Source organism: Microcystis sp. M061S2, assembly GCF_020245605.1.
GTDB lineage: Bacteria > Cyanobacteriota > Cyanobacteriia > Cyanobacteriales > Microcystaceae > Microcystis.
Map to the genome: position 1 here is coordinate 26,550 of NZ_JADBUP010000137.1, position 11,496 is coordinate 38,045.

Sequence of the window (11,496 nt, forward strand, 5' to 3'; positions counted from 1 at the left end):
CCTAAGTAGCTGGTTATAATTAAATTAAAAATGGATTTTAGGTTCGATCCCCCCTGCTCCCCTTGATAAGGTAGGATTGATTCATGAATCAACCCTACTACCTTGATATAGAGGTTTTCATTACCTTTCCTGGTTATACTTCATCTTTATGAGAAATGCCCTCACCAGAAAAATGGCTAATCAATGGGGTAAATAAAAGCTGATAGCTAAAAAAACTGATAACCGATAACCCGGGAGAAAATATAATTGTAGCTACCTATCCATTCCAGATTAATTCCTATGGCAGAAGAAACCACCACCCCCGCAACTCCGGCAGCAGCAGCAGAAAAACCGGCTCAACCTGCGGCTGCTAAAAAACCCAAGGAGCCTACCATCGAGGAAAAACCCTTTGCTGAATTTATCGAGCAGCATTTTCAACCCGCACTGGCGGCAGCCTTGCAAAAGCTGGGTATAACTGATATAAAACTGTCCTTTAAACAGGATAAAATTGCCGTGCAGGGCTTTTCTAGCTCTCCCTGTTGGCAGTTAACCGGCAATTGGCTCGGGGGAATGCGTCAATTTAGCATTTATTTTTTGGAAGAAAACATCAACGGTAAAAAAGCTTTTTCCCAAGCTGAGGGCGGGACACAACCTAGTACACTTGAATCATTTATGATCGATGAAAGGAAAGTTAGTCTCGATTTACTGTTGTTTTACACCCTGCAACGGCTTAACGGTCAAAAGTGGTTGACGAGAAACTAAAATTGCTGAGGATTAGCGATCGAGAAGGGGGGTAAAATGAGCATAGACGACCACTGCTTATCGATCGCTAATAGTAATTATGCGTGTATTTGTACTACTTTTTAACGCAGGCACAGAAAACGAAGGTATCCACACCATTCAAATGGGAGCTATCAATAAGGTGTTGATGTTTGAATCGGAAGATGATGCCACCCGTTATGCGCTGCTGTTAGAGGCACAGGATTTCCCGACTCCCACGGTAGAGAAAATTGATTCGGAGGAAGTGGCGGAATTTTGTCGCGATGCTGGCTATCAAGCGGAAATGATTGAAGCGGGTATGTTGGTAATTCCCCCCGAAAGCAATGCCGAGGAGTTGGATTGGCAAAAAGAGGAAGTCCCCCCCGCCGAGGAGGAGTTTTCCGAGATTCCCGATGCGGAGTTGGACAGCATCCGTCGTCGTCTAGAAGGACTTTTGTAATAGACCTCTGGTAAAAATCGAAAATTGTCCTGCTTGGTTCGGAGACAGGAGACAGGAGCCAGTAGTCAGGAGTTCGGAGTCAGAAGACAGGATAATAAATCAACGTTGTTCCCTGTTCCCTGTTCCCTGTTCCCTGACCACTGATAACTGATAACTGATAACTGAAGATGACAACTGTGGGGGAATTGGGCGAAAATTTGGTGGCGGATTGGTTGCAATTACAGCAATGGCATATCCTCCAGCGTCGTTGGCGTAGTGGCGGCGGTGAAATCGATTTAATCGTCTTGTCTAAATCTCAGGCGACTCTCGCTTTCGTCGAGGTTAAAACCCGCAGCGCCGGCAATTGGGATTTAGGGGGCAAATTAGCCATCGATGACCGTAAACAGGGGAGAATTTACGAAGCTGCCCAGATATTTCTCTCCTTTTATCCCCAATGGTCCGATTTAACCTGTCGTTTCGATGTGGCTTTGGTTAGTTGTCAAAAAAGTTCTCTATTAGCTTTACCTGAGTTTTCCCTTGATTATCCCTGTCAGCTACAGGCAGGTTATCAATTGCAGTTACAGGAATATCTCGTGGCGGTTTTCTAAAAACACAATAGGCCCGCCTAGGGAGGCGGGCTTCATCTTGTACAAACGATATGGACTCCTGAAAAATTAACGGACTCAACATAATAAAGGTTTACGGAACCCACAACAGTCTATCTGTCAACTATCAAGATTTCTCAGTTTACCGACTCAGGTGATGATTACGGCTCACTCCATCTGTCCTATATCGAGCAACAGAGGCGAAACCATACTTTACTTTACAAACTTTGAGAATCTGCGTCCGATTTAGCTGTTGCGTTGAGCTAGAGCAGGTGGCACAGGCTCTAGGTCTTTTTGCCTGGAAGGAAGTTGAGTCGCTTCCTTTGTGCCTTATGTTCTTAAGATAACACCTTTGTCAGGACTAGATCGACCTTGTAATTAAAGTTTACATTTATTGATTTTTAGTAAAAATTGCCGTTACAAAACTATGGGAATTATGAATTATGAATTATGAATTGGGAAGTGGGGGAAGTGGGAAGTGGGGGAAGTGGGGAAGCTGTCTCATCACCCTAAGTACCTAAGCAAAATTAATTACACATTTTGATAAAGCTTTTGCCTCTTGCCTTTTGCCTTTTGCCTATCTTCACTAGGAAATTTATTTTGCACGACTACTTATCACCCCAAAACCCGATCACCCGATCTCCTGACTTCCGACTCCTGATCACTGATTACTGATTAGGGACTGAATCTCCTCTTTGTAGGCAAAAGGAGCGCGACTGAGAGCCTCTTGAAAGAGGGGTTGAGCCTCTTGATTTTTGCCCTGTTCTTTTAGTACGATCGCAGTCGCTAAAATCGGTCGGAAATCGTTAACATCCATCTGTTGAGCTTGTTTATAGGCGTTTAAAGCTTCTGGATAATTTTGCTGCTCGAAATAGATTTTGCCTAAAAGTAACTGAACGGAAACGATATCGATTAAACTAGCCGGATTATTGGGATCGGAACCAGCTTTTAAAGCGCGATCAATCGTGTCTTTGACCAGACTAATCGCCTCGATAGAGCGGTTTTGGCTGAGAAATAAATTAGTTAATCCAGTTAAGGCCCGTAGATCTTGGGGTTGGGAGGCCAAAAGGCTGCGATAACTGGCTGTGGCCCCTGCATAATCCTCTATTTGCTGTTTCGCTTCCGCCAAAAGTAGTAGATAATCGGATTGTTGGGGGTTAAGTTGCGCTAATTTTTCTAAAGGTTCGATCGCTTGCTTTAAATCGCCCTGCTGTAAGCGAGTATCTAATAATCCCCGCAAAGCCGTCTGATTATCGGGTTCGCGCTCTAAAACCATCTGATAACCCAGTGCTTGACTGGCTAATTCCTCTTGTTTCACTGTGGACAGATGACTCTGGCCCGAGGAGTGCTGACTTTTGAGAATAGAAGTCAATAGCGGCATGGTCGAGAAAGACAGCAAAGCAAATAACATCAGGACGAGACCGATGGACAGCCAACGACGGTTAGAGAGAGAAGCTTTCATAGACTGGGGTGCGAGGGGACAGACAAGAAAATGTTATAGAAGTCTGGAGATTTGATTAGGGGATCGATCGAATTCGCCGCTCTTTATTGAGTACAATGGGCAAACGGTCAAGACTCAAAAGGGTTTTGACAAGGTTGACAGTCAAAAGATCATGGTTCTTAATATACTAGATGCCAGTAGAGTCGCCCTAGAGGGTTATTGTAACCCCCCAGATCGCGCTTTTGACTTGCTTGATTACTAATTTACTGTGTGTCTCCGCCGCTAGGAGTGTGATATGAATCGTCCTGGGAATCGGTTTACCGAATCACCGAAAACCCCCCCGACCCCTGAAGTGGAAATTCAGGAAGTCTCCGTTGAATCCCCCCATACCGAGGCTGATTTAGCCGTAGAGTCAGCCACCCCCGAAGAAGTCAAACGCCAACAACCGATCCCCCCTCCCAGTCATCTGCGGCAGTATCGGGCGATCGGTCTCGTCTATGGTCATTATCAGCGATCGGAGGAACAATTAACTAAAGGCAATATTTTAACTGCCGATGGTACTCTGATCGATTCTGTGATTCTCGGCCGGGTGATCAGTTTGGTTAAAAATCATCTCGATCTGGAAAAACCCCATCTTTGGGTGGTTTACCCGCGTACCCGTCAGGAAAATGATGCCCTTCATGTTCAGATTGTCGGTGTTTGGGAACCAGAAACCCTGAAAAAAGAGGATGATCAAGAGATAGAGCCTCTCCTCGCTTCTACCCCGGGTTATTTTTCGATTCGAGGTGAAGTCATCTTTACCGAACGGGAAAATCAAGCGGTAGTGGTCAAAATCCGACAAATGCCCAAAACTGAAGCGGACAAACCCAAGTTTTTTAAACTAAAATTGCGCGGAACTTTACCTAGTAAACCGGTCAGTCGTTTTTGGGATTTTCAGGTGCAACTTAAAGGGGATGCCTTAACTATTTTGGAAGGTTTGGACCTCGGTTTTGCCAGCAAGAAAAAACCGATGGGTAAGGGAGGTTTTAAAAAGCCTTTTGATAAAAATCGTCGTCCCTCGGCCGATAGATATTATGGACCGGAAGGGGAAGGAGAAAAACGACCTTTTACCCCCGGACAATCTCCCGTTACTAGGCCTTCCCGCCCCAAACCCCCATCGGAAAACTAATTTTTTTCTAGGATGGGTGCAGAACCCATCCCTAGGTTTACAAGTTTTTTTCAGGAGTTAGTTGATCCTTAGTATCTAGGAATATAAGCGCGAATTCTATAACTATAATCTGTTCCCAAAATCTCCGTGATAAAAACCGCTAACTGAGTGCCTAAAATCGCTTCATCGGCAGAATTAAAAGATTTATAATCTTCTATTAGCCATTCTTGACCACCATTAACTAGAGTACATCTAAATGTACCAAGAGCTTCGGCGATTTCTGTATGTTCTGTATAGTTTCTCGTTTTTACTTCCCCCGCACTATCTGCCCTCAAACATAATTGATTAAGTTCTGAATGAAATTTGGCAGGAATTTTGTCTAAATCACCCCCTTTAGTCACCCAATGCACAAAAAGATGAAAAGACCAAGGAAGATTGAGGTAGAGTAGATAACACAAAACCAGAATGATTGTTAAATATAAGGAGGAAGTCAGGAATTTATCATATTTCCTTTCTCGGGATCGATTTAGACGTTTGGCTAGATCTAGCTTTGATCTTTTCATGAGTTTTAATGAGTTAAAAGTGATTAAATAAGTAGGTGTTAAAAATTGTCATATCCCCCCTTAATAAGGGGACAGGGGGGGGTCGAAGGTAAAATCTATCTTCTGTTTAATTACAACCACTTACTTAGTAAAAAATAAGATGTGTAACAAAATTCTGCGTTTTGCTCCGATTATCCTGTCCTTGAGTTTATTTATTCTAGCGGTCTGGACAATTAGTCAAGAATTTAAACACTACACTTTTGCCCAACTGTTGGCTAGTTTGGATCATATTACCACAAGTCGTAAGCTAGAAGCTATTTTTTGGATGGCTTTGGGTTATTTGTCGATGACGGGTTATGATCGCCTAGGTTTTTATTATATCAAGCATCCCTTAGCTTTAGGCACTATTATCCGCACTGCTTTTATCAGTTATGCCTTTGGTAATACCATTGGTTTAACCTTATTTTCCGGGACAGCGATTCGTTATCGTTTCTATACTCCTGCGGGGGTGGGGGTGGTGGATATTGCCAAAGTTATCACTTTTACCCATTTAAGCTTTTGGTTAGGAATGTTAGGGATTGGTGGTTTAAGTTTCCTCGTCGATCCCCAAAGGATTCCTCAACTTTTAAAATTACCTTTTTTAACTACTAAACCTTTAGGAATAATTTTTTTATTGCTGGTTACGGGATATTTTTTGTTGACTCTCACCTATAAAAAACCAATAAGAATCGGCCAAGAAAATATCTATTTACCCTCTTGGACTCTTTCCCTAGCTTTGATTTTGCTGACTTTTATCGATTGGATATTAGCCGCTAGAGTTTTATATCTTCTTCTCCCGGGCAGCTACAATGTTTCGTTTTTAGGATTTTTCGGTCTCTATATATTTGCCATGACGGCAGGGGTATTAAGCAATGTGCCGGGGGGAATAGGGGTTTTTGAGTTTATCATGCTGAGATTACGTCCCGAATATGTATCTAATGGCGAGCTTTTAGGTTCTTTAATCGCCTATCGAGCTATTTATTATTTCCTGCCTTTAATTGTCGCTTTTGTCTGGTTGTTGGGTTACGAAGCTCGCAGAAAATAAGGTCTTCAAATTAGCTTAAACGGACAAAAAAAGTCCCCATGCCTTCATAGCTGGGGAGCATCAATCTAGTAGGCTAAAGTTTCTAAAGTTTCGCGTAGATAGGAACAAATGCGAGCATCAGCATCGTCTCTATTTTTACCTGATTCTAGTTGTTCTTGCTGCCAACGCCGAAAACCGGAACTAGCGGCGATGGCTTGTTTTAAATGCTCCCAAGTGTGATGATCTTTGTGAAGTGGGGTGTCAGAAAATGTGGTGGAGTTGCCCATCTTTACCTCTGGTGGTAGGGTTGCACTTGTTAACATAACTTAAAAATCGCTGAAAATTCTGATAACTGGGACACAATTAGCCAGAAAAAGGTGTTGCCTAGCGGGAAAGCTGCGGGGATGCCAACACCTTTTTTGAGGAAATATAGCAGATTTTTAGGAGATTTTGCTGGTTTCTGCCGCTTCTTCTGCCTCCACTGCCGCGTTTAAAGCTGCGGGGGGAATGGGGATAGGAAATACCGACGGCAGGTTAGCGGCGACATCTTCAGGAAGCTGCCCGGGGTGAAAACGACGGTAGCTTAAAACACCCGCTACGGTGATTGCTCCTGTAGCGGCGGCAACCCCTAAAATAAGTTTGTTAGGATTGACATGGAAGGTGGTATTGCTGCCAAAAATGCTTTTACCTTTAGCGAAAGGACAAGCGGAGGCGCTGCCAGCATCAAGAGTACCTAAAACAATGCCACTGACGAGGGTAGCACTAACGGCGATGGAGGTGAAAAAAGTTTTCTTCATAATTGCCTTGGGGATAGGTTGTCAATAGCGATTATCCTTGCATTATAGATATCTCCATCACAATTGTCTATTTTATTTCCGTTGGTGACATTGAAATAATTTTGTTTAAGAATAATGAATTATCAATATCGTGTCGGGGGTAGTCTTGCCTATAACCATCCTACCTATATCGAGAGAAATGCCGACCAAGAACTGTTAACGGCGTTAAAAAATGGTCAATTTTGCTACGTTTTTAACTGTCGTCAGATGGGCAAATCCAGTTTAAGGGTACGAGTGACTCGTATTTTACAGCAATTGGGCATGGATTGCGCGGCGGTAGATATAACCAGTCTTGGTAGCAATGATAATTTATCCCAATGGTATAACGGCGTGATTACCCGTTTGTTTTTAGGATTTAATCTGACGGGAAAAATTAATCTTAAATCCTGGTTGCGCGAGCGAGAGGATTTACCTCCCGTGCAGCGTTTGGGACAATTTATCGAGGAAGTTTTATTAGTTTATTGTCAGGGAGAGAAAATATATATTTTTATCGACGAGATCGATAAAATTCTCAGTTTACAGTTTTCTCTAGATGACTTTTTTTCCCTGATTCGTTATTGTTATAACCAAAGGGCGGAAAATGCCCAGTATGAAAGAATTACTTTCGCTTTATTCGGTGTTGCTACCCCAGCAGATTTAATTCGCGAAAAGACCCAAACATCTTTTAATATCGGCCAGGCGATCGAATTAACGGGATTTAATCTTGCAGAAATTGCTCCTTTAGCTGCGGGATTATCCAGTCAAAGTAATTATCAACCCGACTGGTTAGAAAAAGTTATTTTTTGGACGGGAGGACAGCCATTTTTAACCCAGAAAATCTGTCAGCTATTGCGGGAAAGTAATTTAGATATTGAGACGCTGATCAAAGAGAGAGTTATTAATAATTGGGAATCTCATGATGAACCAGTGCATCTGCGAACTATTGCTGATCGCTTGTTAAGAAATCAAGACAAAGCCGGTCGTTTGTTAGGCATCTATCAACAAATTTTAGAAAAAGGTGCAATCCTGTGCGATGATAGTCCAGAACAAGGGGAATTAAGGTTATCGGGATTAGTGGTAAAAAAGGATAATCAATTAGTAGTTTATAATCCTATTTATCGAGAAATATTTAATCTCAATTGGCTGGAAAAACAATTAGAGCAATTGCGTCCCTACTCAGAAGCGATCGCCGCATGGCAACAGTCTAATTATACCGATGAATCGCGGCTTTTACGCGGAAAAGCTTTAAATAATGCCCTCGATTGGTCTCAGGGGAAAAGCTTAAGTAATCTTGATTATCAGTTTTTAACTGCCAGTCAAAATCTCGATAAAAGAGAGGCAGAAATTAGCCTAGAAACTCAGAAGCAAGCTAATAAAATTCTAGCAATCGCTCACCAAAAAGCCACCAAAAGAATTCAAATTGGCTCGGTAATTTTAATTGCTTCTCTTTTGGGTTCTCTCTTAGCTTTTGTCCAGGTAAAACAAGCGTGGCAGCAAGTAGAAACCGCTCAACTAGGTATTCAATTACAGCGCCAGGGTGATAGTTATTGGCAACAATTTAAATTTGAACAACTAGAATCTTTAATTGCGGCCATGCAAGCAGTCAATAGTTTAAAAAATATCGTTACTGATGACCAAACCCTGGGTAAATATCCTGCTACCAGTCCAATTATTACCCTGCAACAAATTTTAGATCGCATTCAAGAAAAAAACCAACTGCAAGGACACCGGGGAACTATTTATAGTGTTAGTATTAGTCCTGATGGTCAAAAAATTGCCACTGCTTCTCAAGATGGGACGGTAAAAATTTGGAATCAAAAAGGTGAGAATATTCAAACTTTGACAGGTCATCAAGGAGCAGTTTATAGTGTTAGTTTTAGTCCCGATGGTCAAAAAATTGCCACCGCTTCCGAAGATAAAACCGCCAAAATTTGGAACTTGCAAGGACAAAATTTAGTCACCTATCCTGACCATCAAGAATCAGTTTATAGTGTTAGTTTTAGTCCCGATGGTCAAAAAATTGTGACTACTTCCAGGGATAAAACCGCTAGATTATGGAATTTATCAGGTCAAACTTTACAGGTATTTAAGGGACATAAAAGATCGATAGATGCAGCTAGTTTTAGTCCCGATGGTCAAAAAATTGCCACTGCTTCCCGGGATGGTACGATTAAAATCTGGGATTTATCAGGTAAAATTATCTTGAGTTTAGGTCAAGAAAATATTGAGGCTTTTTATAGTGTTAATTTTAGTCCCGACGGTCAAAAAATTGCCGGAGCAGCGGCCGATAAAACTGCTAAAATCTGGGATTTACAGGGAAATTTAATAGCTACTTTCCGGGGACATCAAGATTTTGTCAACAGTGTTAATTTTAGTCCTGATGGCCAGTTTATAATTACTGCATCTAGTGACGGTAGTGCTAAAATTTGGGGACTGGAAGGGGAAGAAATAACTACTCTTAGAGGACATCAAGAATCAGTTTTTACTGCTGTATTTAGTCAAGATGAAAAAGAGGTGGTAACTGGATCGAGTGATGAAACGGCTAAAATTTGGCAGCTGAACAATTTAAATCAAGCTAAGGCCGATAATACCAGTGTTACCATTAATTCCCAGGGGAATATTATCGCTATTGCTAATAAAGATGGTCAGATTACTTTACTCGATTCCCAGGGAAAAAACATTAGAGAATTTGCCACAAAAATGCGCTCAATCTATAGTATAGCTTTTCATCCTGATGATAATCAGATTGCGATTACAGGAAGAAATGGAAAAGTACAAATCTGGAGCAAAAAAGGAACAATGCTTCAAGAATTTACCGCTAGTCAAGTACCGATTTATAGTCTTGCTTTTAATGGAGAGGGAACAGCAATAATCACGGGAACAAGCGAGGGAAAAGTTCAATACTGGCATTTAAGCAATCATCGGACTAAATTGATTAATTCTTGGACAGTTGATGATAGTATTATCTATGATTTGGTGTTTTCTCCTGATCATCAAAAAATTGCTACCGCTACTCGGGGAAAGATTAAAATTTGGGATTTACAGGGCAATCTTTTAAAGGAGATTAAAACTGATTCTTTTCCCGTTTATGGAGTTAGTTTTAGTCCCGATGGTGAAAAAATCGCCGCTATTTCAAGGGATGGTACAGCTAGACGCTGGGACATGGACGGAAATTTGCGCTCGGAGTTTAAAATAGAAGAAGATATCGTCTATGGGATCGCTTTTAGTCCTGATGGTCAAGAGATTTTGATTATTGCTAGGGATGGTCAAAAGCATCGATGGCCCTTAGAAACGGAATATAATTATTTACAAAAATTGCTCGATCGAGGTTGTCTTTGGTTAGAAGATTATCTCAGGACTCGTCCCGAAAAACGAGAAGCACTATCCCCCTGTACTGGGAAAATAAAACCATTCACATTTTAAACTTGCTTTAACTGGGTGGGGGGTGAAGGTTAAATTAATTAGTTAATTTCTTGGGTTCTTCGGTTTGTCTTATGCAACGGACAGGGTTATAAGGGATGAAACCCTTATAGAAACAGACATTACTGCGATTTTTGTCAATTGTTTGCGATCTGGAGCGAACTAATCAATTAAATCTCTTGCCAGATCAGGATTTAGTCGATTTATGTCTCCATATAGAATCATACCAAGTAACGAAGAACCCAACATTTTTGGTTTTAACGCTAGAATTTTATCTAAACTTTGTCACTTTAATGAATTCAGATGCTGTAATTTTTAACTCTCCATCCAAGTTTCTCACGGTGTACGATCTGAGTTCTCTTTGGGTTGAACCATCGGGATAAACATAAGTATTTTGTCCTATAAAGTTTATCGAAGTATCTGTTCTCGAAGTAACTTGTAAATCTTCGACAGTTACTCTTTTAAATTGACTGAAGAAGCTAGGAGAAGAAAATGACTCTGCCAATTGTGGGCTATATAAAGACCTTGCCTGATCGAAGTTTTTTTCTGAAAGCGCATAGTACAGATTTTCAATCAGGGATATCGCTTCGCCTTCGTTGATATCTTGATTGACACTTTCACTAGGAACAAAAGTTTCTGATTTCTGACGCTCTGCTTCCAGTCGGGCTTCTGCTTCTTGTCTCCTTCTTTGTTCTTCTGCAAGTTGTTGTTCTGCCTCTTTTCTTCGACGTTCGGCCTCTTCTCGTTGGCGCTGTTCCGCTTCTAGACGTTGTTCTTCTCTGGCTTTCAATTCGGCTATTTCTCGATCGCTCGCCTGTTTTTGCTGTTCTTGAAAATGCACTACACTGCCCGCTAATGCCAAAACTCCCACTGAGCCAAGAGCGATCGCAATCTTTGTCCAATTGTTTGAAGGTGAAGGAGGCGTTGGCGGGGGTACTGGCTGAGAAGGAATGGTGACGGGATTGACAGGCAGTTGCACGGGGATAGTTGAAGAAACCGAGAAAGAGGAAGTTGGTTGCCCGGCAGAATCTGGTACAGGAGTCGGGATTGGCGTAGGAACTGGCGTAGGAATTGGTGGATCCGATGAAGGGTTGGTTTTAAGGTCATTGCTTGAAATCACCCCCAAAGCTAAAGCCCAGGATTCTACTGCCCATCTAGCGGCCTCTTCAGCTAACCCCAGATTATCTTGCAGTTTTTTGGTTAGTCGTGCTAAAAATACCACTGGTGGCGTACTATTTTGCGAGGCCAGTAAATCGGCGGGGACTCGTTCTTTCAGTGCGCCTACG

The 11,496-nt window shown here is 41.9% G+C and carries 11 protein-coding genes; 6 read left to right on the forward strand and 5 right to left on the reverse strand.

Features of this window, described 5'->3' with window-relative positions:
- Window positions 1-279 precede the first annotated feature (279 nt).
- The 3 genes from IM475_RS20470 (at window position 280) to IM475_RS20480 (ending at window position 1,785) form a co-directional block, all read left to right on the forward strand.
- Window positions 280-741, forward strand: coding sequence for a DUF2996 domain-containing protein (locus tag IM475_RS20470; protein ID WP_287660536.1), 462 nt, complete (start codon window positions 280-282; stop codon window positions 739-741).
- 79 nt (window positions 742-820) lie between these two features.
- Window positions 821-1,198 carry a DUF3110 domain-containing protein gene (locus IM475_RS20475; protein WP_286824946.1) on the forward strand — a complete coding sequence of 126 codons (378 nt, stop codon included), beginning with the start codon at window positions 821-823 and terminating at the stop codon, window positions 1,196-1,198.
- A 167-nt stretch (window positions 1,199-1,365) separates the two neighbouring features.
- Entirely contained in the window at window positions 1,366-1,785 is a 420-nt protein-coding gene (locus IM475_RS20480) for a YraN family protein (protein ID WP_287660538.1), read from the forward strand.
- A 658-nt stretch (window positions 1,786-2,443) separates the two neighbouring features.
- Here IM475_RS20480 and IM475_RS20485 read toward each other — a convergent pair.
- A complete protein-coding gene (locus IM475_RS20485; protein WP_287728939.1) occupies window positions 2,444-3,244 on the reverse strand; it encodes a tetratricopeptide repeat protein in 801 nt (266 codons plus the stop codon).
- A gap of 274 nt (window positions 3,245-3,518) precedes the next feature.
- Here IM475_RS20485 and patR point away from each other — a divergent pair, with 274 nt between their 5' ends.
- Window positions 3,519-4,391, forward strand: coding sequence for a heterocyst master regulator PatR (gene patR, locus IM475_RS20490; RefSeq protein WP_287728940.1), 873 nt, complete (start codon window positions 3,519-3,521; stop codon window positions 4,389-4,391).
- A gap of 68 nt (window positions 4,392-4,459) precedes the next feature.
- Here patR and IM475_RS20495 read toward each other — a convergent pair whose 3' ends face one another.
- Window positions 4,460-4,933 (reverse strand): hypothetical protein, encoded by a 474-nt coding sequence (locus tag IM475_RS20495; RefSeq protein WP_287660542.1) that lies wholly within the window; start codon window positions 4,931-4,933, stop codon window positions 4,460-4,462.
- Window positions 4,934-5,072: 139 nt separating this feature from the next.
- Between IM475_RS20495 and IM475_RS20500 the strand changes: the two genes are divergently transcribed.
- On the forward strand, window positions 5,073-5,996 hold the full coding sequence (locus IM475_RS20500) for a lysylphosphatidylglycerol synthase domain-containing protein (protein WP_287660544.1): 924 nt from the start codon (window positions 5,073-5,075) through the stop codon (window positions 5,994-5,996).
- 65 nt (window positions 5,997-6,061) lie between these two features.
- On the opposite strand, the gene IM475_RS20505 is transcribed toward IM475_RS20500, so the two are convergent.
- Both IM475_RS20505 and IM475_RS20510 read right to left on the reverse strand, forming a co-directional pair.
- On the reverse strand, window positions 6,062-6,298 hold the full coding sequence (locus IM475_RS20505; RefSeq protein WP_287660545.1) for a hypothetical protein: 237 nt from the start codon (window positions 6,296-6,298) through the stop codon (window positions 6,062-6,064).
- A gap of 117 nt (window positions 6,299-6,415) precedes the next feature.
- On the reverse strand, window positions 6,416-6,772 hold the full coding sequence (locus IM475_RS20510) for a hypothetical protein (RefSeq protein WP_287660546.1): 357 nt from the start codon (window positions 6,770-6,772) through the stop codon (window positions 6,416-6,418).
- 114 nt (window positions 6,773-6,886) lie between these two features.
- Between IM475_RS20510 and IM475_RS20515 the strand changes: the two genes are divergently transcribed.
- Window positions 6,887-10,213: an AAA-like domain-containing protein gene (locus IM475_RS20515; protein ID WP_287728941.1), complete on the forward strand. Its 3,327-nt coding sequence runs from the start codon at window positions 6,887-6,889 to the stop codon at window positions 10,211-10,213.
- 268 nt (window positions 10,214-10,481) lie between these two features.
- Here IM475_RS20515 and IM475_RS20520 read toward each other — a convergent pair.
- Window positions 10,482-11,496, reverse strand: a 1,015-nt coding sequence (locus IM475_RS20520; RefSeq protein ID WP_287728942.1) for a hypothetical protein, incomplete at its 5' end; no start/stop codon positions are given.

Coding starts and splice junctions, on each gene's coding strand:
- IM475_RS20470 (WP_287660536.1), top strand. CDS start 280: ATGGCAGAAGAAACCACCACCCCCGCAACTCCGGCAGCAGCAGCAGAA.
- IM475_RS20480 (WP_287660538.1), top strand. CDS start 1,366: ATGACAACTGTGGGGGAATTGGGCGAAAATTTGGTGGCGGATTGGTTG.
- patR (WP_287728940.1), top strand. CDS start 3,519: ATGAATCGTCCTGGGAATCGGTTTACCGAATCACCGAAAACCCCCCCG.
- IM475_RS20515 (WP_287728941.1), top strand. CDS start 6,887: ATGAATTATCAATATCGTGTCGGGGGTAGTCTTGCCTATAACCATCCT.
- IM475_RS20475 (WP_286824946.1), top strand. CDS start 821: ATGCGTGTATTTGTACTACTTTTTAACGCAGGCACAGAAAACGAAGGT.
- IM475_RS20510 (WP_287660546.1), bottom strand. CDS start 6,772: ATGAAGAAAACTTTTTTCACCTCCATCGCCGTTAGTGCTACCCTCGTC.
- IM475_RS20505 (WP_287660545.1), bottom strand. CDS start 6,298: ATGTTAACAAGTGCAACCCTACCACCAGAGGTAAAGATGGGCAACTCC.
- IM475_RS20485 (WP_287728939.1), bottom strand. CDS start 3,244: ATGAAAGCTTCTCTCTCTAACCGTCGTTGGCTGTCCATCGGTCTCGTC.
- IM475_RS20500 (WP_287660544.1), top strand. CDS start 5,073: ATGTGTAACAAAATTCTGCGTTTTGCTCCGATTATCCTGTCCTTGAGT.
- IM475_RS20495 (WP_287660542.1), bottom strand. CDS start 4,933: ATGAAAAGATCAAAGCTAGATCTAGCCAAACGTCTAAATCGATCCCGA.